This window comes from Streptomyces geranii, from assembly GCF_002954775.1.
Lineage (GTDB): Bacteria > Actinomycetota > Actinomycetes > Streptomycetales > Streptomycetaceae > Streptomyces > Streptomyces geranii.
Window position 1 is genome coordinate 1 of record NZ_PJME01000011.1, and the last position, 26,556, is coordinate 26,556.

Below are 26,556 nucleotides of genomic sequence, written 5' to 3' on the forward strand. Positions count from 1 at the left end.
CGGGGGTGGGTGGGGGGTGGATCGGCCTTGACGGCCTCGTCCTCAAACGCCGGACGGGCTAGGTCTTTCAGCCCGTCCGGCGTTTGAGGACAAAGGGGGGTCTGGGGGCGCAGCCCCCAGAAGGATGGGAACGGGTAGGGGCGGCGGGGGCGAGGAAACCCCGTCAGACCGCCTCAACCACAGACGACGCCCGAACCGAACCCGGCCCCGCCCCCTCGTCCCCCTTCTCAGGCCCCGCCCCCTTCAACGGAACCTCCTTCACGAACACCGCCGCCACCACCGCCGACACCGCGACCACAGCCCCCAGCAGGAACGCCGAGTGCGTCCCGGCCGACACCGCGTGCTGATACGCCTCCCGCACCGCCTCCGGCAACTTCGCCAGACTCGCCGCATCCAGCTGCGCCGACTGCTCGGTCACCTTCGACCCCAGCGCCCCGCCCCGCTCGACCATGACCTCCTGCACCCGGTTGTTGAACAGCGCCCCCATGATCGCGACGCCGAACGACGAACCCAACGTACGGAAGAGCGTGGTGGACGAGGACGCGACGCCCATGTCCTTCATCTCGACGCTGTTCTGCGCGACCAGCATGGTGATCTGCATCAGACAGCCCATGCCAAGCCCGACCACGGCCATGAACACCCCGGAGGCGAACCGCGAGGTCCCCGTGTCCATCGTCGACAGCAGGTACAGGCCGACGACCATCAGCACACTGCCGACCACCGGGAACACCTTGTACCGCCCGGTGTTCGTGGTCACCCGCCCGGCCACCATCGAGGTGACCAGCATCGCGCCGAGCATCGGGAGGAGGAGCAGGCCCGAGTTGGTCGCGGACGCGCCCTGCACGGACTGCTGGTACAGCGGCAGGAACAGCGTCGCGCCGAACATCACGAACCCGGTGATGAACCCGATCACGGACATCAGGGTGAAGTTCCTGCTGCGGAAGATGTGCAGCGGGACGACCGGCTCGGGCGCCTTGGTCTGCCAGAAGACGAAGCCGACGAGAGCCGCGACGCCGATCCCGATCAGCTCCATGATGCGGGCGGACGTCCACGCGTACTCCGTACCGCCCCAGGTGGTGACGAGCACGATCGAGGTGATGCCCACGGTCAGCAGCCCCGCGCCGAGGTAGTCGATCCGCGCCTGCGCCCGCTTGTTCGGCAGATGCAGGACCACGCTGATCGCGGCGAGCGCGACGACCCCGAGCGGCAGGTTGATGTAGAACGCCCAGCGCCAGCCCCAGTGGTCGGTGATGGTGCCGCCGATCAGCGGTCCGCCGATCATCGCGAGGGCCATGACGCCGGCCATCATGCCCTGGTACTTGCCCCGCTCCCGGGGCGGGATCAGGTCACCGATGATCGCCATGACGCCGACCATCAGACCGCCGGCCCCGAGCCCCTGCACCGCGCGGAACCCGATCAGCTGCCCCATGTCCTGGGCCATACCGCTCAGCGCCGAGCCGATCAGGAAGAGCACGATCGACGACATGAAGATGCCCTTGCGGCCGTACATGTCACCGAGCTTGCCCCACAGCGGAGTGGAGGCGGCGGTCGCCAGCGTGTACGCCGTCACGACCCAGGACAGATGCTCCAGCCCGCCCAGTTCACCCACGATCGTCGGCATCGCGGTGCCGACGATCATGTTGTCGAGCATCGCCAGCATCATCGTGATCATCAGCGCGAGCAGGACGACCCGCACGCTCCTCGGCTGTTTCTCAGCCGGTTCCCCGGCCCCCGCGTCTGTCTGTGTGTCCGCCATGGCTCCCACTCCCCCACGTGCTCGTGCACTCGTACTTACTTGCCGCCCGGCAAGTTGACTACACTGGGGAAGCTAGACCCGTAACTAGCCGGGCGTCAAGTAAGTTTTGTCCCAAGGGCACTCACCAGCGCGTTGAGAAGCACGCGCCGAGAAGCAGGAGTACGAGCAATGGACCGCACCAAGCAGCGCCGCCGCGGGGACACCCGCCAGCGCATCCAGGACGTGGCGCTCGAACTCTTCGCCGAACAGGGCTACGAGAAGACCTCGCTGCGGGAGATCGCCGAACGCCTCGACGTCACGAAGGCGGCGCTCTACTACCACTTCAAGACCAAGGAAGAGATCATCGTCAGCCTCTTCGAGGACCTGACGAAGCCGATCCAGGACCTCATCGACTGGGGCAGGCGGCAGCCGCACACCCTGGCCACGAAGCAGGAGATCGTACGCCGCTACAGCGAGGCCCTGTCCGAGGCGGCGCCGCTCTTCCGCTTCATGCAGGAGAACCAGGCGACGGTACGGGATCTGAGCATCGGCGACATGTTCAAGACGCGGATGCTCGACATGCGGGAGATCATCATCGACCCGGACGCCCCCCTGGTCGACCAGGTCCGCTGCGTCAGCGCGATGTTCACGCTGCACGCGGGGATGTTCGTGCTCCAGGACCTCGCGGGCGACGCGGACGAGAAGCGCAAGGCCGTACTGGAGGTCGCGATCGGCCTGGTCACCCAGGCCCACGGGGGCACGGACCAGCCGTAACGGCAGCGCGCCCCCACCCCTTCGTCAGACAGTCACACCCTTGGCCCGCAGAAACGCCACCGGGTCGACGGCCGAGCCGTAGTTCGCGGTCGTACGGATCTCGAAGTGCAGGTGCGGCCCGCTGGAGTTGCCCGTGTTGCCGGACAGGGCGATCCGCTGCCCGGTGGCCACGACCTGGCCGACCTTCACGTTGATCTTCGACAGATGGGCGTACTGCGAGTACGTCCCGTTGCCGTGCTTGATCACGACGGCATTGCCGTACGCGGACCCGTCACCGGCGCCGTTGCCGCCGGCCTTGACGACCGTACCGCCGTGCGCGGCGACGACCTTGGTGCCGCTCGGTACGGCGAAGTCCTGGCCGGAGTGGGTGGACGACCACATGTTGCCGGCCTGGTTGAAGCTGGCGCTGAGCGTGTACTTCTTGACCGGGTCCACCCAGGAGGCGGCCTTCTTGGCAGCGGCCTTCGCGGCGACGGTCTGCACCTGCGCGGCACTCGTCGTACCGGTCTCGGCGGCTGCGGCGACCCCGGTCGCGCCCAGCACGACCGACGCCCCGAGCCCTGCGGCCAGAACGGAGATACGGGAGACACGGGTGGTGGTGGCGCGCTGGATCATCGGAACCTCATGGGGACGGGGACAGAAAAACCATCCGGCACAGGCGACGCTGCCGGATGGGAAACCCCTTGGTACCCCCGGCCCCCACCCATCCCCAAACCCCTGCCCTACGACACAAGGTAGTAGTTAACTATAAATTTACCCACTTATTGACAAAGCGAACGAAGCCGCCGCACCGCACAAACCACCCTCCACGCGCCCAGTCACTCACTAACCGCCTTAGTAACGGACATTTCACCTATGCGTCATGTCACTGGCCCACAGGCCCGCAGACGCACGACTGTGACGCGCGCAATGGGACCCACGCCACCCCGGTCCCGAGCCGAAATAAACCCGCTCCGGCTACTGGCATCTCGCCGCTACCCGTGAGTAATGTTCCCTTCCCGCAAGCGCCACTCACTCCCGCAAGCATGCCCCTGACATCTGCTGACATCCGCAGTCCCCGGCACCGCACGGACCCACGTGAGAGGACCCCCACCCCGATGACAACAGGTTCCTGGACGCCCTGGACCCGCCGTATCGGTCTGACCGCCGTCGCCGCCGTCGCAGCGGTCACCCTGACCGGGCCCGGCGTCGCCCAGGCGGCGACCACCACGGCCGCCACCGCGTCCGTGTCGACGGCCGCAGCCGCCGAGGACGTCGACTACGCCACCTGGCAGGCGGACTGCCAGGCCGTGATGGACCAGGCGCTGCCCTACCTCAAGCAGCGCATCGCCGCCGCGTCGGCGGGTGAGAAGCAGGCGATCGTCTTCGACATCGACAACACCACCCTGGAGACCGACTTCGGCTTCAGCTACCCGTCGCCGGCCAACGCGCCCGTCCTGAAGGTCGCCCAGTACGCCCAGCAGCACGGCGTCGCCCTCTTCTTCGTGACCGCGCGCCCGGACATCATCAAGGCCCTGACGAAGTACAACCTCACGTACGTCGGCTACAACGTCACCGGGCTGTACGTCCGCAACCTGATCGACCTCTTCAAGAACGTGGCCGACTACAAGACCGCGCAGCGCGTCGACATCGAGTCGAAGGGCTACACGATCATCGCCAACATCGGCAACAGCGCCACCGACCTGTCGGGCGGCCACGCCGAGAAGACGTACAAGCTCCCGGACTACGACGGCCAGCTGTCGTAGGTCACCCCATCGGGCATACGAAAGGGGCCGGTGCTGGAAAGCACCGGCCCCTTTCTTGGGCTCAACCCCGGAGGGTCACGCCTCCTTGCTCAGGTTCGGCCCCGCACCGCCGGCCGCCTGCTCGATCGGCGGGACGTCGGGCAGTGCCGACTTCTCCTCGCCGCGGAAGGTGAAGGCAGCGGTCTCGCCCTCGCCCTCCACATCGACGACCACGATGTGACCGGGGCGCAGCTCGCCGAAGAGGATCTTCTCCGACAGCGTGTCCTCGATCTCCCGCTGGATCGTGCGACGCAGCGGACGCGCGCCCAGGACAGGGTCGTAACCCTTCTTGGACAGCAGCTCCTTGGCGGCCTGGGACAGCTCGATGCCCATGTCCCGGTCCTTGAGGCGCTCGTCCACCTTGCCGACCATCAGGTCGACGATCTGGAGGATGTCGTCCTGGGTGAGCTGCGGGAAGACGACGACGTCGTCGACTCGGTTGAGGAACTCGGGGCGGAAGTGCTGCTTGAGCTCGTCCGAGACCTTGTTCTTCATGCGCTCGTAGTTGGACTTCTTGTCACCGGAGGCCGCGAAGCCCAGGTTGAAGCCCTTGGAGATGTCCCGCGTGCCGAGGTTGGTCGTCATGATGATGACCGTGTTCTTGAAGTCCACGACCCGGCCCTGGGAGTCGGTCAGGCGACCGTCCTCCAGGATCTGCAGCAGCGAGTTGAAGATGTCCGGGTGGGCCTTCTCGACCTCGTCGAAGAGGACCACCGAGAACGGCTTGCGCCGCACCTTCTCCGTCAGCTGGCCGCCCTCTTCGTAGCCCACGTAGCCGGGGGGCGAACCGAAGAGCCGCGAGACCGTGTGCTTCTCGCTGAACTCCGACATGTCGAGGGAGATCAGCGCGTCCTCGTCACCGAAGAGGAACTCGGCCAGGGCCTTGCTCAGCTCGGTCTTACCGACACCGGACGGACCGGCGAAGATGAACGAACCACCGGGGCGCTTCGGGTCCTTCAGACCGGCACGCGTACGGCGGATCGCCTTCGAGAGCGCCTTGACGGCGTCCTTCTGGCCGATGACCCGCTTGTGGAGCTCGTCCTCCATGCGCAGCAGGCGGGACGACTCCTCCTCGGTCAGCTTGAAGACCGGGATGCCGGTCGCGGTCGCGAGGACCTCGGCGATCAGCTCGCCGTCGACCTCGGCGACGACGTCCATGTCGCCGGCCTTCCACTCCTTCTCCCGCTTGGCCTTCGCGGCGAGGAGCTGCTTCTCCTTGTCGCGGAGAGAGGCGGCCTTCTCGAAGTCCTGCGAGTCGATCGCGGACTCCTTGTCGCGGCGGACGCCGGCGATCTTCTCGTCGAACTCGCGGAGGTCCGGCGGCGCGGTCATCCGGCGGATGCGCATCCGGGAACCGGCCTCGTCGATGAGGTCGATCGCCTTGTCCGGCAGGAAGCGGTCCGAGATGTAGCGGTCGGCGAGCGTCGCCGCCTGCACCAGGGCCTCGTCGGTGATCGAGACACGGTGGTGCGCCTCGTACCGGTCGCGCAGGCCCTTGAGGATCTCGATCGTGTGGGGGAGGGAAGGCTCCGCCACCTGGATCGGCTGGAAGCGGCGCTCAAGGGCCGCGTCCTTCTCAAGGTGCTTGCGGTACTCGTCCAGGGTCGTCGCACCGATGGTCTGCAGCTCACCGCGGGCCAGCATCGGCTTCAGGATCGAAGCCGCGTCGATGGCGCCCTCGGCGGCACCCGCACCCACGAGCGTGTGCAGCTCGTCGATGAACAGGATGATGTCGCCGCGGGTGCGGATCTCCTTGAGGACCTTCTTCAGGCGCTCCTCGAAGTCACCGCGGTAGCGGGAGCCGGCGACCAGCGCGCCGAGGTCCAGGGTGTAGAGGTGCTTGTCCTTGAGGGTCTCGGGCACCTCGCCCTTGACGATCGCCTGGGCGAGACCTTCGACGACGGCGGTCTTGCCGACGCCGGGCTCACCAATGAGGACCGGGTTGTTCTTCGTACGGCGGGACAGCACCTGCATGACCCGCTCGATCTCCTTCTCGCGCCCGATGACCGGGTCGAGCTTGGACTCACGAGCCGCCTGGGTGAGGTTCCGGCCGAACTGGTCGAGGACCAGGGACGTCGAGGGGGTGCCCTCGGCGGGGCCGCCGGCGGTGGCGGTCTCCTTGCCCTGGTAACCGGAGAGCAGCTGGATGACCTGCTGCCGCACCCGGTTGAGATCTGCGCCCAGCTTGACCAGGACCTGGGCGGCGACGCCCTCGCCCTCACGGATCAGGCCGAGCAGGATGTGCTCCGTGCCGATGTAGTTGTGGCCCAGCTGAAGGGCCTCGCGGAGCGACAGCTCCAGGACCTTCTTGGCACGGGGGGTGAAGGGGATGTGCCCGGACGGGGCCTGCTGCCCCTGCCCGATGATCTCCTCCACCTGCTGGCGGACCGCCTCGAGCGAAATCCCGAGGCTCTCCAGGGCCTTAGCGGCGACACCCTCACCCTCGTGGATCAGGCCCAGGAGGATGTGCTCGGTGCCGATGTAGTTGTGGTTGAGCATCCGGGCTTCTTCCTGAGCCAGGACGACAACCCGCCGCGCGCGGTCGGTGAACCTCTCGAACATCGTTAATCGCTCCTCAGAGCGGTCAGGCAGTAAGGGGACGCTCCCCTCCCTGTCCTTCCGCAGCTTAGTCCCGCAAGCGGGGACCGCTCATTCCAACTGCCGACACCGGACCGAGAACCAACACAGCCTCCTGACCCCGTACGCCGACATATGCTCCAACCCGATCGTGCGAGACGATGTTCCCGCAGGCCAGGCAGTTACCCTCACTATCAGTACGCCGATGGCGAACGTGAGACGGCCTTTTCTGCGTGTCGCCCCCTCCCACTAGGGATGTCTTACCCGTACGGACTGACACTCCATGCCGGATGCACCGGTTCCCTCCGCTACGGGCGAACAACCTTGCGCCGCCGAACAGCTCCGGGCGTCCCCGAAATCGGAACTCCGCGCATCCGCAAGGGAACCCAGCGTAACTCGCGGCCCTTCGCGGCGGTTGGCTTCGCATGGTTCCCACGGTCCCCCTTCCGCGCCGCCCGCTCGATCCGGACGACGGCGTCGATGACGTACGGCACTGGTACGAGAACGAACTGGGATGGCCGACAGTGCCCGGTTCCGGCTCGGCGGGGATTCCGCTGCGGCTGGCCGTCGGCCCCTGCTTCGACGTCCTGGACGTGCCGGCCGAGGCGGGCCTGGCGGCGTTGCGGCACCCGGGGCAGCGGCGGGCGGCGGCTTTCCCGGTGGCCCGGTGCGGGGACCGGCTGCTGCTGCTGGTCGCGGCGGGGAGTGCGGACGAGCTGCCGGGGCTGCTGGACTGGCTGGAGTGGGGCGGGCTCGCGGCGGATCTGCGGGCGATCGGCGCGGGCGGCCGGATCGAGGCGCCCCGGCCGCCGGGGCCGCCCGTCGTCGCGGACCGCCCCGCGGGGCGTACCGGTCCGCCAAATCCGCAGGGGGCCGCTGTCTGGCTGCGGCCCCCTGAAACAAGGCGCGGGACGGAAATCCCGCTGCCGACGATGTCGGCCCTGGGGGGCACCGGAGGCACCCCCGATCTCGTACGGCTGGTGGACACGCTGGCGACGCAATGCCATCGCATCCGACTGCGGCGCGTGAGCGCTCAGCCGTTGGCCTTCTCGTAAGCCTCACGAATGGTCGCGGGAACACGGCCGCGGTCGTTGACGTCGTGACCGTTCTCCTTCGCCCAAGCACGGATCAGCGCGGTGTCCTGGCTGCCGCCGGAAGCGACACGCGCCTTTCCACGCCCACCCGAAGCACGGCCACCGGTACGGCGTCCGCCCTTCACGTAAGGCTCGAGAAGACCACGAAGCTTGTCAGCATTGGCAGTCGTGAGATCGATCTCGAACGTCTTGCCGTCCAACGCGAACGTCACGGTCTCGTCCGCCTCGCCGCCGTCGAGGTCGTCGACAAGAAGGACCTGAACCTTCTGTGCCACCGGATTTCCTTTCATCGATAACGTGGGAGCCGATGCCTGCGGCGAGCGCCGCTGTTTCGCATCCCCTGTTATATGCAGTACTGCAGTACGTCGGAAAGCAAACCGCTTTTGCCGGAAAAACACAAACCCCCGGGAGAGACCGGCCGCCCTTCCCCCGACCGGAAACGTGCGCGTTTCGGACATAGGGAACCTGGGCAGGCGGCCCACAGGAATTGCCGATGCCCGATCACGGATGCCCGATCACAGATGCAGAAGCATCCGACTGTTGCCCAAGGTGTTCGGTTTCACTCGTTCGAGACCGAGGAACTCCGCGACACCCTCGTCATAGGAACGCAGTAGCTCGGCGTAGACATCGGTGTCAACGGGCGTCTCACCGATCTCCACGAAGCCGTGCTTCCCGAAGAAGTCCACTTCAAAGGTCAGACAGAAAACGCGCCGAACGCCGAGCCAGCGGGCGGTCTGCAGCAACTTCTCCAGCAACTGATGCCCTACACCGGAACCCTTCAGGTCCGGGTTCACCGCGAGAGTGCGGACTTCGGCGAGGTCTTCCCACATCACGTGGAGAGCTCCGCACCCCACGACCTCGCCGTTGTCGTCGCGTTCGGCGACCCAGAACTCCTGGATGTCCTCGTAAAGTGTCACCGTCGCTTTGTCGAGCAGGATACGGCCCCGGACGAACGAGTCAAGGAGTCCGCGTACGGCCTGGACATCGCTGGTCCTGGCCCGCCGGACGGTGATGGCTTTCGCTGTGACTTCGGGGCGCGTCGCTGACATGAGCGGACGCTATCGCCCGGTGCGGCCCTGGGCCGAGGCGGGGTTCTCGTAGGCGGTATGTTCCGCGACTTCCGCCCGCTCGGGCCGTTCGGCTGGTTCTGCCTGTTCCGGCCCTTGGACGATGCGAACGGCATCCCTGAGGTCCAGCCGCTGTTCTTCGCTCATCATGCCGAAGAACGCGACGAGAGCGGCGGCGGGGTTGTCGCTCTGCGACCACGCGTCGTTCATCAGCGCCGCCGCGTAGGCGGCCCGGGTGGAGACCGCCTCATATCGATAGGCCCGGCCTTCCGCCTCGCGACGGACCCAGCCCTTCTGATGGAGATTGTCCAAAACGGTCATCACCGTGGTGTACGCGATGGACCGTTCCTGCTGAAGGTCTTCCAGGACTTCTCGAACGGTGACCGGGCGGTTCCACTTCCACACCCGCGTCATGACCGCGTCTTCGAGTTCTCCCAATGGGCGAGGCACAACTCAGCACAGTAGTGGGAGAAAGGGTGAATAGCGCGATGGACGTGCGCTTACCTGCTCAAACCTCTACGAGGCGGGGCGCTCCTGCGCGTCCTGCGTGGCCTGCCGGGTCTGCTCGGCGCGGGCGAGGGTGGCGTCGACGACGGCGTCCTCCTTGGCCTTGTTGGCACCGCCCTGGCTCTTGACCATCGTCACGATCACACCGATGAAGAGCGCGGCCATCACTACCGGGGGCACGAGCGCGGAGACGTAGTCCATGGGCCCAGGGTATCCAGCACGCCGAAAGGCCCGGGCGGGGGCCCGGGCCTTTGTGGGGTCGTGCTCGGTTCAGCCCGCGGCGAGCTGCTGCGGGGGATTCGCGGGCGGGCTCGGCTTGCGGCGCGGGAAGACCTCGCCGGGGGTGGGGATGGGCCGGTCGGGCTTGGGGGCGGCGGGCGCGGGAGCGGGGCGCTCGTGCGGCTTCTCCGCGGGCTTCTCGCCGGGCCTGCGGCCGGGCTCCTGGGTGGCGAGACCGCCGGGCAGGGCCAGCAGCCGGGTACGGGAGGCGGGCACGGTCGGCGCGACCGGCGCGCGGCCGGTCACCCTGGCGCCCAGCCGGGCCCGTACGTCCCGTTCCGCGTGGCGCAGACAGCGGTCCAGGAGGGCCGCCGCGGCCGGGTTGCCGCGCAGGGCGCGGAGGGCGGCGAGGTCGTCCGGGTGCGGGCGGTACCCGGCGCCCAGGGCCTCCTCCAGGAGCGTGAGGTAGCCGGCGGCGGTGCCGGGGAGGGCGGCACGGTAGCGGGCGAGGTCGGCCACGAGGAAGGCCCGCAGCCGGGCCGCCTCATGCGTCGCCTCGTCGACGGACTCGGCGAGCCGGAGACAGTCCTGGACGTCCTCCGCGGAGGCGGGGCCGGGGTGGAGGGCGAGGGCGAGAGCACGGCGGAGCACACGCAGCTCCTCCGCACCGAACGCCATGCCGCCGCGAGATCCGAATGGCGTGGGCATGCGGCGACGATACGCGCTAATCAGACAAACTCGGCATCGGAAAGGGGGTATCCAACAGGAAGCCACCCACCTGGCGGTGCGAAACGAACATTCCTCGCCCCCGAACCCCCGTATCGCGCTGAACGAGCGCGGCGGGGGGACTCACATGCGGGACACGTTCCGCTCGTACACCAGCCTCAGCCCGATCAACGTCAGCCACGGCTCGTGCTCGTCGATCACCGACGCCTCCCCCAGCACCATCGGCGCCAGCCCACCCGTAGCGATCACCGTCACATCGTCCGGATCCTCCGCCAGCTCCTTCGCCATCCGGGTCACCACACCGTCCACCTGCCCGGCGAACCCGTAGATGATCCCCGCCTGCATCGCCTCGACCGTGTTCTTCCCGATCACCGCCCGGGGCCGGGCCACCTCGATCTTGCGGAGCTGGGCGCCCTTCACGCCCAGCGCCTCGACCGAGATCTCGATACCCGGCGCGATCACCCCGCCCACGTACTCCCCGCGCGCGGACACCGCGTCGAACGTCGTCGCCGTACCGAAGTCGACGACGATCGCGGGACCCCCGTACAGCTCGACCGCCGCTACCGCGTTGATGATGCGGTCCGCGCCGACCTCCTTGGGGTTGTCGGTGAGGATCGGTACGCCCGTCTTCACGCCGGGTTCGACCAGTACCGCGGGCACATCGCCGTAGTAGCGCCGCGTCACCTCGCGCAGCTCGTGCAGCACCGACGGCACGGTCGCGCAGATGGCGATGCCGTCGATGCCGTCGCCCAGCTCGTCGCCGAGGAGCGGGTGCATGCCCATGAGGCCCTGGAGGAGGACCGCGAGTTCGTCGGCGGTACGGCGCGCGTCCGTGGAGATGCGCCAGTGTTCGACGATCTCGTCGCCGTCGAAGAGCCCGAGGACGGTGTGCGTGTTTCCCACGTCGATGGTCAGCAGCATGGCCTTGTACCTACTCCGCCGCTCGCAGGTCGAGACCGATGTCGAGGATCGGCGAGGAGTGGGTGAGGGCGCCGACCGCCAGGAAGTCGACCCCTGTGTCGGCGTATTCCTTGGCGTTCTTGAGGATCAGCCGGCCCGACACCTCCAGGACGGCGCGACCGTCGACGACCGCGACCGCCTCGTCGCACTCGCCGGGGGTGAAGTTGTCCAGGAGGATCAGGTCGGCGCCCGCGTCGACGATCTCGCGCAGCTGGTGCAGGGTGTCGACCTCGACCTCGATCGGTACGTCCGGGAAGGCGTCCCGTACGGCCTTGAAGGCCTGGGAGACGCCGCCGGCGGCGACCACGTGGTTGTCCTTGACGAGGGCCGCGTCCGAGAGGGACATGCGGTGGTTGACGCCGCCGCCGCAGCGGACCGCGTACTTCTCCAGGGAGCGCAGCCCGGGGGTCGTCTTGCGGGTGTCGCGGACCTTGGCCTTGGTGCCCTCCAGGACGTCCGCCCACGCGCGCGTGGCGGTCGCGATGCCGGAGAGGCGGCACAGGAGGTTGAGCGCGCTGCGCTCGGCCGTCAGGAGGTCGCGGGTGCGGGTGGTGACCGACAGGAGCTTCTGGCCCGCCTCCACGCGGTCGCCGTCCTCGACGTGCCGCTCGACCTCGAACTCGTCGGTGCAGACCACGGAGACGACCGCCTCGGCGATCCTGAGGCCTGCGACGACGCCTCCCTCGCGGGCGGTGAAGTCGGCGGTGGCGCGGGCCTCCTCGGGGATGGTCGCGACGGTCGTCACGTCGACGCCGCCGTCCAGGTCCTCCTGGATGGCGACGTTGGCGATGTCCTCGACCTCAAGGGGGTCGAGGCCGGCGTCGGCGAGGAGGGCGGCGAGTGCGGGATCGAGGCCGCACTCCAGGTACACCTCGTCCGCCATGTCGGGGTCGGCGCCGCAGGCGCAGCCGTCGCCGCAGCCGCCGCTCTGGGCGAGGGGAAGGTCGGGGGTGCTCACGTCTGTCACTGCTCCTGGGGACGGTGCTCCGGCTGATGCGGCCGGGTCGGGGGGAAGTCTGCGGTGTCGGTGGTGTGTACGGCCAGCGTCCGGTCGGGATTCAGCCGTACGACGATGTGGCGGTGCCAGGCGGTGTCGTCGCGCTCGGCGTGGTCCTCGCGCCAGTGGCAGCCCCGGGTCTCTTCGCGGAGGCGGGCGGCGGTGACCAGGACGCGGGCCACGCACAGGAGGTTGGTGGCCTCCCAGGTGTCGACGCCGGGCTCCGCGGTCTTGCCGTTCTCGTCGAGGGCACCGCGGGCGTCGGTGTGCAGCCGCTGGAGGGCCTCGGCGGCGGTGTCCAGGGAGGCGGCGGAGCGCAGGACGCCGGCGCCCTCGGTCATGATGCGCTGGATCGTGAAGCGGGTCTCGGGTTCGAGGAGCGGGTGCGCGGGCTTCTCGGGGTGCGGGACGGGTGCGGGCACGCGCGCGTGGAGGCCGTTCCCGGCGTGGGCCTCGGTGATGTCGGCGACGATGCGCTCGGCGTAGACCAGGCCCTCCAGGAGCGAGTTGGAGGCGAGTCGGTTGGCGCCGTGGACGCCGGTGCAGGCGACCTCGCCGCACGCGTACAGGCCGGGGACGGTCGTACGGCCCCGGGAGTCGGTGCGGACGCCGCCGGAGGCGTAGTGGGCGGCGGGGGCGACCGGGACGGGCTCGGTGACCGGGTCGATGCCGTGGGCTCGGCAGGAGGCGAGGATCGTCGGGAAGCGGGTCTCCCACATGTGGGCGCCGAAGTGCCGGGCGTCCAGGAACATGTGCTCAGCGCCCTGCTCCTGCATGCGGCGCATGATGCCCTTGGCGACGATGTCCCGGGGCGCGAGTTCGCCGAGTTCGTGCTGGCCGGTCATGAAGCGCACGCCGTCGGCGTCGACGAGATGGGCGCCCTCACCGCGTACCGCCTCGGAGACGAGCGGCTGCTGGCCCTCGGCGTCGGCGCCCAGGAAGAGCACCGTGGGGTGGAACTGGACGAACTCCAGGTCGCTGACCTCGGCACCCGCGCGGAGCGCCAGGGCGACACCGTCTCCCGTGGACACGGACGGGTTGGTGGTCGCCGAGAAGACCTGGCCCATGCCGCCGGTCGCGAGGACCACGGCGGGCGCGTGGACGGCCCCGACGCCGTCGTGCTGGCCCTCTCCCATGACGTGCAGGGTGACGCCCGCCGTGCGGCCGTCGGCGTCGGTCAGGAGGTCCAGGACGAGCGCGTTCTCGACCGTGCGCAGGCCCCGCGCGCGGACGGCCTCGACGAGGGCGCGGGAGATCTCCGCGCCGGTCGCGTCGCCGCCCGCGTGCGCTATCCGGCGCCGGTGGTGGCCGCCCTCGCGGGTCAGCTCCAGTCCTCCTTCGGAGGACTCGTCGAAGTGGGCGCCGGTCTCGATGAGCCGTCGTACGGCGTCGGGTCCCTCGGTGACGAGGATGCGTACGGCCTCCTCGTCGCACAGGCCCGCGCCGGCCACCAGGGTGTCGTCCAGGTGCTGTTCGGGGGTGTCGCCCTCCCCCAGGGCCGCCGCGATGCCGCCCTGGGCCCAGCGGGTGGAGCCGTCGTCGAGGCGGGCCTTGGTGACGACGACCGCCTTGAGGCCGGCCGCGTCGCAGCGCAGGGCCGCGGTGAGCCCGGCGACGCCGGAGCCGACGACCACGACGTCCGCGGTCAGGGCCCAGCCGGGGGCGGGGGCGTGCAGCCGTATGCCGGTGGCGGTACCGGGGGTGGGGCCTGTGGTGCTCACGAGGCGGCTCCGGGGGTTCCGAAAACGAGAGGGATGTTGTCGATCAGCCGGGTCGTCCCGACCTTGGCTGCGACGGCGAGGACGGCTTCGCCCGTGAAGTCGTCCGGGATGTCGGTGAAGTCGGCCGGGTCGACCAGGGCGAGGTAGTCGAGGACCAGTGGGGGTCTGAGGCGGGCCGCGTCGTCCAGGACGAGGCGGGCGGCGGCCCGGACGGCCGCGGGGCTGCCGCCGGGGACCTTGGCGACGGCGTGCGCGTCGGCGGCGGCACGGGACTCGCCGATGGCGCTGAGGGCCTGGGCACGCGCGTGCGTGGCGGGCACTTCGCGGGCCCGCGCGCGCAGCGCCTCCTGCGCGGCGTGCCGGTCGCCGCCTGCGAACAGGGCCTGGGAGAGCGCGAGCGCGGTGCGCCGTTCCTCGGTGGAGAGGTAGCGGTTGCGGCTGGAGCGGGCCAGGCCGTCGGCCTCGCGGACGGTCGGTACGCCGACGATCTCCACGCCGAAGTTCAGGTCGCGGACCATCCGGCGGATCATCGCGAGCTGCTGGGCGTCCTTCTGCCCGAAGAAGGCGACGTCGGGCCGGGTGAGGTGGAGGAGCTTGCCGACGACGGTGAGGACGCCGTCGAAGTGCCCGGGGCGGGTGGCACCCTCCAGCCGCTCCCCCATAGGGCCCGCGCTGATCCGCACCTGGGGCTGCCCGCCCGGGTAGACCTCGTCCACGGAGGGGGCGAACACCGCGTCCGCGCCCGCCTGTTCGGCGAGTTTCACGTCGGCGTCGAGGGTGCGCGGGTAGCGGTCGAGGTCTTCGCCCTGGCCGAACTGGAGGGGGTTGACGAAGACGGTGACGACCACGAAGCCCTTCGGGCCGACGTGTTCGCGAGCGGCCCGGATCAGAGCGGCGTGGCCTTCGTGAAGGGCGCCCATGGTCATGACGACGGCGTTGTGTCCGGGCGCCCCGAGGTGCGCGTGGGCGTCCGCGAGGTCGTCGGTGTCGGACAGGATTCCCCAGAAACGGCTGCTCATCGGTCTCCCCCGGCACTGTTGGGGCTCTCGGGACTCGCGGGCGGGTTGGTGCCCCCGGCGAGCACCCCGAGCAGGTCCTCGGCCAGCTCCGGCTTGAGGAGGCCGTGGGCGAGGGCGCGGTCGGCGGTCGCGCGGGCCATCGCCAGATAGGCGGCGACGCTCTGCGGGGAGTGCTTGCGCAGCTCCGCGACATGCGCGGCGACCGTACCGGCGTCCCCGCGCGCGACGGGCCCGGTGAGCGCCGCGTCCCCGGAGCGCAGCGCGTTGTCCAGGGCGGCGCCGAGGAGCGGGCCGAGCATCCGGTCGGGGGCGTCGACGCCGGCCGCGCGCAGCAGCTCCATGGACTCGGCGACCAGGGTGACCAGGTGGTTGGCGCCCAGGGCGAGGGCCGCGTGGTAGAGCGGGCGGCTCTCCTCGGCGATCCACTCGGGCTCGCCGCCCATCTCGATGACGAGGGCCTCGGCGGCCAGCCGCAGCTCGGGGCGCGCGGTGACCCCGAAGGAGCACCCGGCGAGCCGCTGGACGTCCACGGCGGTGCCGGTGAAGGTCATCGCGGGGTGCAGGGCCAGCGGCAGCGCCCCGGCCCGCAGAGCGGGGTCCAGGACCTTCGCGCCGTACCGCCCGGAGGTGTGCACGAGCAGCTGCCCCGGCCGTACGGCGCCGGTCTCGGCGAGGCCCTCCACGAGCCCGGGCAGGGCGTCGTCGGGGACGGTCAGCAGGACCAGGTCGGCGCGCTCCATGACCTGGGCGGGCGAGACGACGGGCACGTCCGGGAGCAGTTGGGCGGCCCGGCGGACGGAGGCGTCGGAGACTCCGGAGACGGCCACCGGGCGGTGCCCGGCGAGTTGCAGGGACGCGGCGAGGGCGGGGCCCACGCGTCCGGCGCCGACGACGCCGACGGTGAGTCGCGCGGGGCGGTCCCTGGGGTCTGGCTGTTGGAATGTACTCACTCGACGGCGGCCTTCCCGTTCCAGTCCGCTCGGGGTACCGGACGATGTACCGGACGATTTCTCGTCATGTTAACGCGATCGGTCCGAGGGGCGTCCGGTTGTCCACAGGCTGTGGGTACCCGCGAGCCGTCCGCACACGGGGTCCGGCCGAAATCGGGGTGACCGTCCGACCCGCGCGCGGGATGATCCGGAGCATGAGCGACACGGCGGCAGAGGGCGGGCGACCGGACGAGGAACCCGGCGCTGAGCAGGACCAGAGGGCGGAGCGCCGGCTGCGGCGCCGGGCGGTGCTGCGGACCGCCGAACGCGTCCTGGCCCGCCCGGGGTTCCTGGGCACGGTCGGGCAGCGGCTGGCACTGCTCGACGGGGCGGCGGACTCGTACGACCTGGACGAGCCGTCCGACATCTACGGCGGCGGCATCGTGGAGACCCTGGAGGAGCGGGTCGCCGGGCTGCTCGGCAAGGAGGCAGCCGCCTTCTTCCCGACGGGGACGATGGCCCAGCAGGTGGCCCTGCGCTGCTGGGCGGGCCGTACCGGCAACCCCGCGGTGGCCCTGCACGCCCTCGCCCACCCTGAGTTGCACGAGCGGAACGCGTTCAGCACGGTCAGCGGACTGCGCCCGCTGCGGCTGACGGACGAGCCGAGGCCGCCGACGGCCGCCGAGGTGCGCGACTTCGACGAGCCCTTCGGGACGCTGATGCTGGAACTGCCCCTCAGGGACGCCGGTTTCGTGCTGCCCACCTGGGAGGAGCTGTCCGAGGTCGTCGAGGCGGCACGGGAGCGGGACGCGGTGGTGCACTTCGACGGGGCCCGCCTGTGGGAGTCGACCACCCACTTCGGCCGCCCCCTGGACGAGATCGCGGGCCTCGCGGACAGCGTCTACGTGTCGCTGTACAAGTCCCTCGACGGTTACGGCGGTGCCGCGCTGGCCGGTCCCAGGACCCTGGTCGAGGAGGCGAAGGCCTGGCGGCACCGGTACGGCGGCGCGGTCTTCCAGCAGTTCCCGACCGCCCTGTCGGCCCTGATCGGCCTGGACCGCGAGCTGCCCCGGCTGCCGGAGTACGTGGCCCACGCGCGCGTGGTCGCCGCCGCGCTGCGCGAGGGGTTCGCGGCGGCCGGGATGCCGTGGGCGCGCGTACACCCGGAGGTGCCGCACACCAACGAGTTCCAGGTCTGGCTGCCGTACGACCACGAGGTGGCCGCCGAGACGGCCGTCCGGCAGGGCGAGGAGACGGGGACCCTGCTGTTCGCCAACGAGTGGGGCCGGGGCGGTCCGGGGATCGCGGTCACCGAGGTGTTCGTGCGTGCCACGGGTCTTGAGTGGACGGCGGACGACGTGAAGGCGGCGGTGACGGAGTTCGTGGCCCGGCTGTAGGCGCCTTCGCCGGGGGCGTTGTCAGTGGTGGGGTGCACCATGGCTGCATGAGCGTGAGCATCGACGTGTGCGGGCTGGGGCGGGAGCAGATCGCCGTCGTGCCCTCGCCCCTGGCCGAGCTGGGCATGGCGCTGCACGCGCTGACCGAGTCGGGGCACCACCCCCGGCTGCAGGGCTGGGCGACGGGCGTGACCGCCGGCCTGGATCCGCATCTGGCCGACCGGATGTGCGAGGCGGACTTCCTGTGGCGCTCCACGTTCTCGGACGTGTTCCTGCCGTTCGCGGGCCTCGGCACGGGCACGCTGCCCGCCGGCACACTCACCGGGGAACTCGACCAGCTGGACCGGCTGGCGGACGAACAGTTCGTGGACGCCTGCCTGGAGTTCACCTGCGCGCTGCCGTACGACGAGCAGGGCGCGGGCGCGCTCGCCGACCCCAGGGCCCGGCAGCGGGCCCTCGACCTGGCCGTCAGCCGCGGCCCCCTCCAGGTCAGGTTCACCCGGCGGCTGCTGGACGACCCGCCCAGGATCCGCACCTGGCTGCGGCAGCTGCTGGCCGACTGCGACGAGGCCTTCTTCGCGGAGACCTGGTCCCGGCTGCACCCCCAGCTCACGGCGGACGCCCGCCACAAGACGGACCTCCTGCGCCACAAGGGCCTGTCGGAGGCGCTGGCTTCGGTGTCGTCCGCGGTGACGCTGGACGAGGCCGCAGGCCGGATCACGGTCGACAAGCTGGGCAACGGCCACACCACGGCCGCGGGCAGCCTCCTGCTCGTCCCGACGAGCCTGGGCTGGCCGCACCTGATGGTCCTGCACCGGTACGGCTGGCAGCCGGTCCTGCACTACCCGGCGGGCTCGCCCGAACTCGCCGCCCCGCCCTCGGTCGAGCAGTTGGGCCTGCGGCTGACGGCACTGTCCCACCCGGTCCGCATCCGCCTCTGCCGCCAGCTGGCCCGCAGCTCGTTCACGACGACCGAGCTGGCCCGCACGCACAACATGACGGCGCCCGAGATATCCCGGCACCTCAGCGTCCTGCGCAAGGCGGGCCTGACGACCACCCGCCGCCGCGGCAAGTACGTCCTGCACCAGCTGGACGTGACGATGGTGGCCCGCCTGGGCAGCGACTTCCTGGAGGGCATCCTCAGATAGCGAAAACCCGGACCGGCCGTTCCGGCACCACGCACCACGGTGCTGCCGCGAGCCGCCCACGACCACCTGGGCAGAGCCACCCGTCAGCACCGCCGACGGCGACGGGTCCAGCCCACGCGCGGGCTGCGGGCTGCGGGCTGCGGCACCGTACCCCGCTGCCAGGGATCTCCCGCCGCCGGGCTCCTCGTCGCCGGGACCACCGGACCGCCGCCGACCTGCCTCACCGTGGGCTGCGGCGCAGAAGTCCTACGCCCGGTGCACGGACCCGGACCCGGACCCGGACCCGGCTCACGCCGACCACGGGCCGGACCGCCCTCCGTGAACCGGCGGCAGGCACCCCCGCTCCAGGGGACCGCCACCGCACCCGCGAGCCGCGCTCAGCCGCCCCCGCCCGCCCGCACCAGCCCCGTCTCGTACGCGAGCACAACCACCTGCACCCGGTCCCGCAGCCCCAGCTTGGTCAGGATGCGGCCCACATGGGTCTTCACCGTCGCCTCCGACAGGACCAGCCGCGCCGCGATCTCGCCGTTGGACAGGCCCTGGGCGACCAGGATCATCACCTCGCGCTCGCGGTCGGTGAGGCGGTCCAACTCCTTGTGCTGGGGCTGCTTGCCGGTGCTCGGCAGCATGGGTGCGAAGCGGTCGAGGAGGCGGCGGGTCGTCGAGGGGGCGACGACCGCGTCGCCGCTGTGCACGGAGCGGATGGCGGTGAGGAGTTCGCCGGGCGGCACATCCTTGAGCATGAAGCCGGACGCGCCCGCCTTCAGCCCCGAGAAGGCGTACTCGTCGAGGTCGAAGGTGGTCAGGATGAGCACCTTGGGCGGGTCCTCGCCCTGGCAGATGCGCCGGGTGGTCTCCACCCCGTCGAGCTTCGGCATGCGGACGTCCATCAGCACCACGTCGACCTCGGTCTCCCGCAGCACCTGGAGTGCCTCGACGCCGTCGCCCGCCTCGGCGACGACCTCCATGTCCGGCTGGGCGTCGAGCACCATCCGGAACCCGGTGCGCAGCAGCACCTGGTCGTCGACGAGCATCACGCGGATGAGCATGGCGGGGTCCTCCGGTAGATCGAACATGCACACTCATATCGAACGTGCACGTGTCAGTGGGCGGGTTTCAGCGGCAGCAGGGCGCTGATGCGAAAGCCGCCGCCCGGGCGCGGGCCCGCGTCCAGGGTGCCGCCCACCATGCCGACCCGCTCCCGCATGCCGATCAGGCCGTGCCCCTGTCCGTCGGCGCCGCCCTCCTCGTACAGCTCGTGCGGGGCGCCCTTGCCGTCGTCCTCGACAAGCAGGCCGAGGCCGTCGTCGAAGTAGACCAGGCGCACGCTCGCTCCGGTGTTCGGACCGCCGTGCTTCCGCGTGTTGGTGAGGGCCTCCTGCACGATGCGGTACGCCGTCAGCTCCACGCCGCTGGGCAGCGGGCGCGGGGTGCCCTCGATCTTGAAGTCGACGGGGAGACCGGCGCCCCGGCACTTCTCCACCAGGTCGTCGATCTGTTCGACGTCGGGCTGCGGAACGTACTCGCCGCCCTCCTTGTGCTCGCCGGTGCGCAGTACGCCGAGCAGCCGGCGCATCTCGGCGAGGGCCTGGCGGCCGGTGCCGGAGATGGTCTCCAGGGCCTTGCGCGCCTGCTCGGGGGCGGAGTCGAGGACGTAGGCGGCGCCGTCGGCCTGGACCACCATCACGGAGACGTTGTGCGCGACGACGTCGTGCAGCTCGCGGGCGATCCGGGCGCGCTCGGCGGCGACGGCCACCTTGGCCTGGGCCTCGCGCTCCTTCTCCAGCCGGGCGGCGCGCTCTTCCAGCTGGGCGAAGTAGGCGCGGCGGGTGCGCAGCGAGTCGCCGAGCACCCAGGCGAGGGCGAAGGGCACCGCCAGGAAGACCACCAGGGCGAGATTGCCCGCGGTGCTGGTCTGCTCCTCCGGCCAGCGCAGCTGGGCCATGGGGGCCGCGCACAGGCCGCCGATCAGCGCGAACCGCGAGGCCCAGCGGGGCCCGCTCACGGCGACCGTGTAGACGATCACCAGCATGGCGAAGTTCGCGGGCAACGGCTCTACGTCCACCACCAGCTGCGCCAGCCCGACCACGGCGGCCAGTACGAGCATCCGCTCGGGCACCCGCCGCCGCAGGGCGATCACCAGGCACAGCAGCAGCGTCACCACGACGATCGCCACCGGGGAGTCGGTTCCCTGGTGCTCGCCCTGGACGGCTCCGCCCATCAGTGTGATCCCGACGAGGCAGACGGCCCAGAAGCCGTCGACCCATGTCGGGTGTCTGCGGAGGAAGTCATAGACGCGTTGCACGTAACCCAGAGTAGGGATGCGGAATGTGTGCAGGGGTCAACCGGAGGGTCGATCCGCAACGCCCCGGCGTACTCCCCAAGGTGGAGACCCCGTCCCCTGGGCGGCGGGGGTCGGCGCCCTAGCCTGGCCCCGTGGCTGAGGAAACGGCGGGCGAGTGGTGTGGCTGGCGGGCGGCGGCGCAGGAGGCGCTGTACGGCCCACAGGGCTTCTACCGGCGGCCCGAGGGTCCCGCCGGGCATTTCCGTACGTCCGTCCACGCGTCGCCGCTCTACGCCGCCGCCGTGGCCCGCCTGCTGTGCCGGGTCGACGAGGCGCTGGGCCGCCCCGCGTCGCTCGCCTTCGTCGACATGGGCGCGGGCCGGGGCGAACTCGTCACCGGCGTCCTCAGGGCCCTGCCCCCGGAAGTGGCGGCACGCGCGCGTGGGTACGCAGTCGAGCTGGCCGACCGCCCCGTGGACGTCGATCCCCGCGTCGAGTGGCTGGCGGAGCCCCCGGGCGGTGTCACCGGGCTGCTGTTCGCGAACGAGTGGCTGGACAACGTCCCCGTGGAGGTCGCGGAGGTCGACGGGGCGGGCGTACCGCGCCTGGTCCTCGTACGACGGGACGGCACCGAGCGGCTCGGGGAGCCGGTCGCCGGGGCGGAAGCGGAGTGGCTGTCGCGGTGGTGGCCGCTGCCGCCGGAGCCGGGGACGCGGGCCGAGATCGGGCTCCCCAGGGACACCGCCTGGGCCGCCGCCCGGGCCACCGTCGAGCGCGGTCTCGCGGTAGCCGTGGACTACGCGCACCCGGCCGCCGCCCGGCCGCCCTTCGGGACGCTCACCGGTTTCCGGTCCGGCCGGGAGACGGCGCCCGTGCCGGACGGCTCCTGCGACCTGACGGCCCATGTGGCCCTGGACGCCTGCGCGGGCCCGGCAGCCCGCCTGCTGACCCAGCGGGCGGCCCTGCACGCCCTGGGGGTGGCCGGAGGGCGCCCGCCGCTGTCCCTGGCGTCCACGGACCCCACGGCGTACGTACGGGCCCTGGCGGGCGCCTCGGAGGCCGCCGAGCTGACGGCGAGGGGCGGGCTCGGGGACTTCGGGTGGCTGGTGGAGCCGGTGGGCATCGCCGACCCGCTCCTCCCATGACCCGGTACCGATGACCCGGCACCGAGAGGTGAGCGCTACTTGTCGATGTCCCCGACCACGAAGAACAGCGACCCCAGGATCGCCACCATGTCCGCGATGAGCGTCCCGGGCAGCAGTTCGGTGAGCGCCTGGATGTTGTTGAAGGACGCCGAGCGCAGCTTCAGCCGGTACGGGGTCTTCTCGCCCTTGCTGACGAGGTAGTAGCCGTTGATGCCGAGGGGGTTCTCGGTCCACGCGTACGTGTGCCCCTCGGGCGCCTTCAGGACCTTCGGCAGCCGCTGGTTGATCGGGCCGGGCTCCAGCTCGGCGAGCCGGTCGAGGCAGGCGTCGGCCAGGTCGAGGGCGTTGTGGGTCTGCTCCAGGAGGCACTCGAAACGGGCGAGGCAGTCGCCCTCCCGCCGGGTGACCACCTTCAGGGTGTCCTGGAGTTCCCCGTACGCCAGATACGGCTCGTCCCGGCGCAGGTCGAAGTCCACGCCCGACGCGCGCGCGATGGGCCCGCTGACGCCGTACGCGTGCACGGCCTCCGCGCTCAGCACGCCCACGCCGCGCGTGCGGCCCCGGAAGATCTCGTTGCCGAGGACCAGGTCGTCGAAGCGGTCCATACGGGAGCGCACGGAGGCGACGGCGGCACGCGCGCGCGTGGACCAGCCCGCCGGAAGGTCCTCCTTGAGGCCGCCCACGCGGTTGAACATGAAGTGCATGCGCCCGCCGGAGACCTCCTCCATGACGTTCTGGAGTTCCTCGCGCTCCCGGAAGGCGTAGAACATCGGGGTGATGGCGCCCAGCTCGATCGGGTACGAGCCCAGGAACATCAGGTGGTTGAGGACGCGGTTCAGCTCGGCGAGGAGCGTGCGCGTCCACACCGCGCGCGTGGGGACCTCCATGCCGAGCATCCGCTCCACGGCGAGGACCACGCCCAGCTCGTTGGAGAACGCCGACAGCCAGTCGTGCCGGTTGGCCAGCATGATGATCTGCCGGTAGTCGCGCGCCTCGAAGAGCTTCTCCGCGCCCCGGTGCATGTAGCCGATCACCGGCTCCGCGTGCTGGATCCGCTCGCCGTCGAGCACCAGCCGCAGCCGCAGCACGCCGTGCGTGGACGGGTGCTGGGGCCCGATGTTGAGCACCATGTCGGTGCTCTCCGCCGCGCCGCCGACCCCGACCACGGTCTCCGTGGGACCCGTCGTGAGACTCATGGACACAGTCTGGCGTACGTAGGCTTGCGGCATGGAGACCGGGAGCCCCGATACCGCGGGCGAAGCACGAGGCGAGCGGCGCGACGAGCCGGTGTGGACCGGGCTGCCCCGGGACCTGCTGCGGATGCGCCGGCTGCTGCTGGTGGTCTGGCTGGCCCCGCTGACACTCGGTACGGGGCTGCTGCTCGGCCTGCTCTGCGGCCCCGCGTGGGCGTCCTTCGCGCTGCTGCCGCTCGCCCTGCTGCTGTGGGGCTGGCCGATGCTGGGCCGCAACTGGGCCTCCTGGCGGTACGCGGAGCGGGCCGACGACCTGCTGATCAGCCGGGGTGTGCTGTGGCGCGAGGAGACGATCGTGCCGTACGGGCGGATGCAGCTGGTCGAGGTGACCTCGGGTCCCGTCGCCCGGCACTTCGGGCTGGCCAGCGTGCAGCTGCACACGGCCGCCGCCGCGACCGACGCGCTCATCCCCGGCCTCGAACCGGCCGAGGCGGAACGGCTGCGGGACCGGCTCACCGAGCTGGGCGAGGCCCGATCGGCGGGCCTGTGACGACCCCGGGCACCGACACCGACGTACCCATAGAGGACGGCAAGCAGCCGGTCGTCGAGCAGCGGCTGCATCCCGTGACGCCGCTGCGGCGGGCGTGGGCGCCGGTCGCCGTGCTCATCGGGTGGGCGGTGCACGACCCCGACCAGGCGCAGCGCCAGCTCACCAGGCTGACGACCACGACCCTGCTGCTCGGGCTCGCCGTGTGTGTCGTGGGCGGTGCCCTGTACGGCTTTCTGACCTGGTGGTTCACGCACTTCGCGGTGACGGAGACCGAACTGCGCATCCGTACCGGCCTGTTGTTCCGGCGCACCGTGCACATCCGGCTCGAACGCATCCAGGCCGTCGACATCACCCAGCCGCTGCTGGCCCGGGTCGCGGGCGTCGCCAAGCTCAAGCTGGACGTCGTCGGGACGGACAAGAAGGACGAGCTGGCCTACCTCGGCGAGGGGCACGCGCGTGCCCTGCGCGCCGAACTCCTCGCCCGCGCGGCCGGGTTCGCGCCCGAGACCGCGCACGAGGTCGGTGAGGCACCCGTACGGCAGCTGCTGCACATCCCCGCGCGCGTGCTCGCGATCTCCCTGGTGCTGACCGGCGCGACCTGGGGCTCGCTGGCCGCCGCACTGGTCGTACCGCCGTTCCTCTGGTTCGCCACCCACAGCCTGTGGACGGTCCTCGCGACCGGTCTGCCGCTGCTCGGCGCGGCGGGCGCGAGCAGCGTGGGGCGGTTCGTCGCCGAGTACGACTGGACGGTCGGCGAGTCCCCGGACGGGCTGCGCATCGACCACGGGCTGCTCGACCGCACGCACGAGACGGTGCCGCCCGGGCGCGTGCAGACCGTACGGATCGTGGAGCCGCTGCTGTGGCGGCGGCGCGGATGGGTCCGGGTGGAGCTGGACGTCGCGGGTTCGTCGAACTCGGTGCTGGTGCCGGTGGCGCCGCGCGAGATCGCGGAGGCGGTGATAGGCCGGGTGCTGCCCGGGGTGACGGTGCCCGCCGAACTGTCGCGGCCACCGCGCCGGGCGGGCTGGTGCCTGCCCTTCTGGTGGCGCGGCTACGGCATCGCCGTCACCGACGCCGTCTTCGTGTCCCGGCACGGACTGCTGCGCCGCAGCCTGGCGCTGGTCCCGCACGCCAAGGTCCAGTCCGTACGGCTGGAGCAAGGGCCCTGGGCGCGCTTCAAGGGCCTCGCGGACGTCCATGTGGACACGGGGGCCAACAAGACCGTCACAGCCGGTCTGCGGGACGCACAGGAGGCCGCCGAGCTGCTCCGTGGACAGGCCGAGCGGTCGCGCACGGGACGGCGGGAGGCGCTGCCGGACCGCTGGATGGTGTGACGGGAGCGTACGGACATACGGGCGGGGTGTGAACCGCGGTCAGGAGACCGCGCTGCGCAGCCCCTGCATGTCGATGTGCTCGGTCTCGTCGTGGGCCGTCAGGTCGATCACCTGGCCGCTGCCGATCCCGCGCGACTGCTCGTCCGCGGGCTTGAACCGGTCCTCGGACTCCGCCTTGTGCAGCGCGAGCGCCTCCTGCCCGACGACGTCGGCGAGGTCCTCGTTCTGCACGGACTCCAGCGCTGCGGACGCCGACTCCTTCTGCGTGCCGAAGAAGTCGAACCCGCCCTCGGCGCCCGGCCGGCGCAGGGGCGCGCTCGTCGGTACGACGGCCACCGCGGTCGGCACGGTGAAGTGCCCGGTGCCGCTCGCGGGCTTGGCGGGCTTCGCCTCGGCGGGGGTGACGGCGGCACGCGTGTGTCCGCGGGCCGCCTCGGGCTTCCCCTTCGCCTCGTTCTCCTCCCGCACGGCCTCCGTCTTGCCGGCCTTACCGGCCTTGGCGGCCTTGTCCGCGCCGGGGCCGTCGGTGGCCTCGGGGATCGCCGGGACCGTCACGGCCTTCGCCGCGTCGGCCGGGGCCGGGGCGGTCTTCACCGGCGCGTCGCCGTCGAACCTGGCCAGTGCCGCCCGCGCCCGCAGGAAGAGCGAGGAGCCCTCCGGGGAGAAGATCGTCGGCGCCGCCGGGATCTTCTCGTCGTCGTCCGTCTCGTCCGTGTCGCCGGAGACCACCGCACCCAGTGCGGCCGACACCCCGGCCGCCGCCGCGTCCAGCGCGGCGGCGTCGGAGTCCGACGTGTCCGCGGACTCGCCGGAGCCGGACGTGAGCGCCCGCGCGGAACCCGTACCCGTACCCGAAGCCGCCTTCACCTCGACGTCGGCGTCCACATCGGTATCGGCGTCCACGTCCGCATCGGCGTCCGTGCCCTGATCCGGTACCGAGGCCTCCAGCTCCAGCAGCCGGCGGCCCTCCAGGGCGCTGGCCCGCTCGGTCTCCGCGGTGGCGTAGCGCCGCAGCAGCGCCGCGTGTTCGTTGCGCAGGCCCTGCAGTTCGGTCCGCTTCGCGCGCAGCTTCTGCTCCAGCTTGACGCGCAGCTCGCGGGACTCCTCCAGGTCGCTCTCCAGCTCGGCGATGCGCTCCTCGTGCCGCCAGTCGTCGCTCGCACGCGCGCGTACGAGGTCCGCGACCTGCTTGCCCGCCTCCATGTCCCAGCGGCGCATGACGGCCGCGCCGACGACCGTGATCGCGGCGGCGAACGCGGCGATCACCCGGAGCAGGCCGGTATCCGTGAACACCCAGGGCCCCAGGGCGCAGACGAGCGAGACGCCCGCTATCGCCGCGGGAGGGAGGAGCCGGTGCAGAGGGGGTGAATGACGGTGGCGTCCACGTGGCATGGCC

25 protein-coding genes are annotated in these 26,556 nt (G+C 71.0%); 8 read left to right on the top strand and 17 right to left on the bottom strand.

Going from position 1 to position 26,556, the window contains the following annotated elements; genetic code table 11:
• Positions 1–163 precede the first annotated feature (163 nt).
• Positions 164–1,756, bottom strand: coding sequence for an MDR family MFS transporter (locus CW359_RS17230; protein WP_105970839.1), 1,593 nt, complete (start codon positions 1,754–1,756; stop codon positions 164–166).
• Positions 1,757–1,924: 168 nt separating this feature from the next.
• Here CW359_RS17230 and CW359_RS17235 point away from each other — a divergent pair, with 168 nt between their 5' ends.
• A complete protein-coding gene (locus tag CW359_RS17235; RefSeq protein ID WP_105970840.1) occupies positions 1,925–2,509 on the top strand; it encodes a TetR/AcrR family transcriptional regulator in 585 nt (194 codons plus the stop codon).
• Between the two features lie 24 nt (positions 2,510–2,533).
• Here the strand turns inward: CW359_RS17235 and CW359_RS17240 are convergent, their stop codons facing one another.
• Positions 2,534–3,124: a M23 family metallopeptidase gene (locus tag CW359_RS17240; protein ID WP_105970841.1), complete on the bottom strand. Its 591-nt coding sequence runs from the start codon at positions 3,122–3,124 to the stop codon at positions 2,534–2,536.
• Between the two features lie 482 nt (positions 3,125–3,606).
• Between CW359_RS17240 and CW359_RS17245 the strand changes: the two genes are divergently transcribed.
• Complete coding sequence (locus CW359_RS17245; protein WP_105970842.1) at positions 3,607–4,254, top strand: HAD family acid phosphatase; 648 nt, start codon at positions 3,607–3,609, stop codon at positions 4,252–4,254.
• A gap of 75 nt (positions 4,255–4,329) precedes the next feature.
• On the opposite strand, the gene CW359_RS17250 is transcribed toward CW359_RS17245, so the two are convergent.
• Positions 4,330–6,855, bottom strand: a complete 2,526-nt coding sequence (locus CW359_RS17250) for an ATP-dependent Clp protease ATP-binding subunit (RefSeq protein WP_105970843.1) — start codon at positions 6,853–6,855, stop codon at positions 4,330–4,332.
• 440 nt (positions 6,856–7,295) lie between these two features.
• Between CW359_RS17250 and CW359_RS17260 the strand changes: the two genes are divergently transcribed.
• Positions 7,296–7,925, top strand: coding sequence for an SCO3374 family protein (locus CW359_RS17260; protein WP_105970844.1), 630 nt, complete (start codon positions 7,296–7,298; stop codon positions 7,923–7,925).
• Here the strand turns inward: CW359_RS17260 and CW359_RS17265 are convergent.
• The 10 genes from CW359_RS17265 to CW359_RS17310 all read right to left on the bottom strand — a co-directional run bounded on the left by CW359_RS17265 (position 7,904) and on the right by CW359_RS17310 (position 16,130).
• Positions 7,904–8,239 carry a histone-like nucleoid-structuring protein Lsr2 gene (locus CW359_RS17265; RefSeq protein ID WP_105970845.1) on the bottom strand — a complete coding sequence of 112 codons (336 nt, stop codon included), beginning with the start codon at positions 8,237–8,239 and terminating at the stop codon, positions 7,904–7,906. The two genes, CW359_RS17260 and CW359_RS17265, sit on opposite strands and share 22 nt — an antisense overlap.
• A gap of 240 nt (positions 8,240–8,479) precedes the next feature.
• Positions 8,480–9,013 carry an amino-acid N-acetyltransferase gene (locus CW359_RS17270; RefSeq protein ID WP_105970846.1) on the bottom strand — a complete coding sequence of 178 codons (534 nt, stop codon included), beginning with the start codon at positions 9,011–9,013 and terminating at the stop codon, positions 8,480–8,482.
• A 9-nt stretch (positions 9,014–9,022) separates the two neighbouring features.
• Entirely contained in the window at positions 9,023–9,445 is a 423-nt protein-coding gene (locus CW359_RS17275) for a BlaI/MecI/CopY family transcriptional regulator (protein ID WP_232838440.1), read from the bottom strand.
• Between the two features lie 102 nt (positions 9,446–9,547).
• Entirely contained in the window at positions 9,548–9,739 is a 192-nt protein-coding gene (locus tag CW359_RS17280; protein ID WP_105970848.1) for a hypothetical protein, read from the bottom strand.
• A gap of 69 nt (positions 9,740–9,808) precedes the next feature.
• A complete protein-coding gene (locus CW359_RS17285; RefSeq protein WP_105970849.1) occupies positions 9,809–10,435 on the bottom strand; it encodes a hypothetical protein in 627 nt (208 codons plus the stop codon).
• Between the two features lie 171 nt (positions 10,436–10,606).
• Positions 10,607–11,404 carry a type III pantothenate kinase gene (locus CW359_RS17290; RefSeq protein WP_105970850.1) on the bottom strand — a complete coding sequence of 266 codons (798 nt, stop codon included), beginning with the start codon at positions 11,402–11,404 and terminating at the stop codon, positions 10,607–10,609.
• A gap of 10 nt (positions 11,405–11,414) precedes the next feature.
• On the bottom strand, positions 11,415–12,401 hold the full coding sequence (gene nadC / locus CW359_RS17295) for a carboxylating nicotinate-nucleotide diphosphorylase (protein WP_105970851.1): 987 nt from the start codon (positions 12,399–12,401) through the stop codon (positions 11,415–11,417).
• A 5-nt stretch (positions 12,402–12,406) separates the two neighbouring features.
• Positions 12,407–14,161, bottom strand: coding sequence for an L-aspartate oxidase (locus CW359_RS17300; RefSeq protein ID WP_105970852.1), 1,755 nt, complete (start codon positions 14,159–14,161; stop codon positions 12,407–12,409).
• On the bottom strand, positions 14,158–15,180 hold the full coding sequence (panC, locus tag CW359_RS17305; RefSeq protein WP_105970853.1) for a pantoate--beta-alanine ligase: 1,023 nt from the start codon (positions 15,178–15,180) through the stop codon (positions 14,158–14,160). The genes CW359_RS17300 and panC overlap by 4 nt, the downstream gene beginning before the upstream one ends.
• The gene (locus CW359_RS17310) at positions 15,177–16,130 is read right to left on the bottom strand and encodes a Rossmann-like and DUF2520 domain-containing protein (protein WP_105970854.1); all 954 of its coding nucleotides are present in this window, start codon (positions 16,128–16,130) and stop codon (positions 15,177–15,179) included. The genes panC and CW359_RS17310 overlap by 4 nt, the downstream gene beginning before the upstream one ends.
• A 194-nt stretch (positions 16,131–16,324) precedes the next feature.
• Here CW359_RS17310 and CW359_RS17315 point away from each other — a divergent pair, with 194 nt between their 5' ends.
• Together CW359_RS17315 and CW359_RS17320 are read left to right on the top strand one after the other, a co-directional pair.
• Positions 16,325–17,506 carry a threonine aldolase family protein gene (locus CW359_RS17315; protein ID WP_105970855.1) on the top strand — a complete coding sequence of 394 codons (1,182 nt, stop codon included), beginning with the start codon at positions 16,325–16,327 and terminating at the stop codon, positions 17,504–17,506.
• Between the two features lie 47 nt (positions 17,507–17,553).
• A complete protein-coding gene (locus CW359_RS17320; protein WP_105970856.1) occupies positions 17,554–18,654 on the top strand; it encodes a DUF5937 family protein in 1,101 nt (366 codons plus the stop codon).
• Between the two features lie 377 nt (positions 18,655–19,031).
• On the opposite strand, the gene CW359_RS17325 is transcribed toward CW359_RS17320, so the two are convergent.
• Both CW359_RS17325 and CW359_RS17330 read right to left on the bottom strand, forming a co-directional pair.
• Positions 19,032–19,703, bottom strand: a complete 672-nt coding sequence (locus CW359_RS17325; RefSeq protein WP_105970987.1) for a response regulator transcription factor — start codon at positions 19,701–19,703, stop codon at positions 19,032–19,034.
• A 53-nt stretch (positions 19,704–19,756) separates the two neighbouring features.
• Positions 19,757–20,959 carry a sensor histidine kinase gene (locus CW359_RS17330; protein ID WP_105970857.1) on the bottom strand — a complete coding sequence of 401 codons (1,203 nt, stop codon included), beginning with the start codon at positions 20,957–20,959 and terminating at the stop codon, positions 19,757–19,759.
• 131 nt (positions 20,960–21,090) lie between these two features.
• Between CW359_RS17330 and CW359_RS17335 the strand changes: the two genes are divergently transcribed.
• Positions 21,091–22,083 carry an SAM-dependent methyltransferase gene (locus CW359_RS17335; RefSeq protein WP_105970858.1) on the top strand — a complete coding sequence of 331 codons (993 nt, stop codon included), beginning with the start codon at positions 21,091–21,093 and terminating at the stop codon, positions 22,081–22,083.
• 35 nt (positions 22,084–22,118) lie between these two features.
• Here the strand turns inward: CW359_RS17335 and CW359_RS17340 are convergent, their stop codons facing one another.
• Positions 22,119–23,279, bottom strand: coding sequence for an NADH-quinone oxidoreductase subunit D (locus tag CW359_RS17340; RefSeq protein WP_105970859.1), 1,161 nt, complete (start codon positions 23,277–23,279; stop codon positions 22,119–22,121).
• Between the two features lie 31 nt (positions 23,280–23,310).
• Between CW359_RS17340 and CW359_RS17345 the strand changes: the two genes are divergently transcribed.
• Positions 23,311–23,826, top strand: a complete 516-nt coding sequence (locus CW359_RS17345) for a PH domain-containing protein (protein WP_105970860.1) — start codon at positions 23,311–23,313, stop codon at positions 23,824–23,826.
• A complete protein-coding gene (locus CW359_RS17350; RefSeq protein ID WP_105970861.1) occupies positions 23,823–25,160 on the top strand; it encodes a PH domain-containing protein in 1,338 nt (445 codons plus the stop codon). Before CW359_RS17345 ends, CW359_RS17350 begins: the two co-directional genes overlap by 4 nt.
• 39 nt (positions 25,161–25,199) lie before the next feature.
• Here CW359_RS17350 and CW359_RS17355 read toward each other — a convergent pair whose 3' ends face one another.
• Complete coding sequence (locus CW359_RS17355; protein WP_105970862.1) at positions 25,200–26,552, bottom strand: cell division protein ZapB; 1,353 nt, start codon at positions 26,550–26,552, stop codon at positions 25,200–25,202.
• Positions 26,553–26,556 lie beyond the last annotated feature (4 nt).

Bases quoted from the DNA above. Each gene is read 5' to 3' on its own strand.
- CW359_RS17230 (WP_105970839.1), bottom strand. From the start codon at position 1,756: ATGGCGGACACACAGACAGACGCGGGGGCCGGGGAACCGGCTGAGAAA.
- CW359_RS17235 (WP_105970840.1), top strand. From the start codon at position 1,925: ATGGACCGCACCAAGCAGCGCCGCCGCGGGGACACCCGCCAGCGCATC.
- CW359_RS17240 (WP_105970841.1), bottom strand. From the start codon at position 3,124: ATGATCCAGCGCGCCACCACCACCCGTGTCTCCCGTATCTCCGTTCTG.
- CW359_RS17245 (WP_105970842.1), top strand. From the start codon at position 3,607: ATGACAACAGGTTCCTGGACGCCCTGGACCCGCCGTATCGGTCTGACC.
- CW359_RS17250 (WP_105970843.1), bottom strand. From the start codon at position 6,855: ATGTTCGAGAGGTTCACCGACCGCGCGCGGCGGGTTGTCGTCCTGGCT.
- CW359_RS17260 (WP_105970844.1), top strand. From the start codon at position 7,296: ATGGTTCCCACGGTCCCCCTTCCGCGCCGCCCGCTCGATCCGGACGAC.
- CW359_RS17270 (WP_105970846.1), bottom strand. From the start codon at position 9,013: ATGTCAGCGACGCGCCCCGAAGTCACAGCGAAAGCCATCACCGTCCGG.
- CW359_RS17275 (WP_232838440.1), bottom strand. From the start codon at position 9,445: ATGACGCGGGTGTGGAAGTGGAACCGCCCGGTCACCGTTCGAGAAGTC.
- CW359_RS17280 (WP_105970848.1), bottom strand. From the start codon at position 9,739: ATGGACTACGTCTCCGCGCTCGTGCCCCCGGTAGTGATGGCCGCGCTC.
- CW359_RS17285 (WP_105970849.1), bottom strand. From the start codon at position 10,435: ATGGCGTTCGGTGCGGAGGAGCTGCGTGTGCTCCGCCGTGCTCTCGCC.
- CW359_RS17290 (WP_105970850.1), bottom strand. From the start codon at position 11,404: ATGCTGCTGACCATCGACGTGGGAAACACGCACACCGTCCTCGGGCTC.
- panC (WP_105970853.1), bottom strand. From the start codon at position 15,180: ATGAGCAGCCGTTTCTGGGGAATCCTGTCCGACACCGACGACCTCGCG.
- CW359_RS17315 (WP_105970855.1), top strand. From the start codon at position 16,325: ATGAGCGACACGGCGGCAGAGGGCGGGCGACCGGACGAGGAACCCGGC.
- CW359_RS17320 (WP_105970856.1), top strand. From the start codon at position 17,554: ATGAGCGTGAGCATCGACGTGTGCGGGCTGGGGCGGGAGCAGATCGCC.
- CW359_RS17325 (WP_105970987.1), bottom strand. From the start codon at position 19,703: ATGCTCATCCGCGTGATGCTCGTCGACGACCAGGTGCTGCTGCGCACC.
- CW359_RS17340 (WP_105970859.1), bottom strand. From the start codon at position 23,279: ATGAGTCTCACGACGGGTCCCACGGAGACCGTGGTCGGGGTCGGCGGC.
- CW359_RS17345 (WP_105970860.1), top strand. From the start codon at position 23,311: ATGGAGACCGGGAGCCCCGATACCGCGGGCGAAGCACGAGGCGAGCGG.
- CW359_RS17355 (WP_105970862.1), bottom strand. From the start codon at position 26,552: ATGCCACGTGGACGCCACCGTCATTCACCCCCTCTGCACCGGCTCCTC.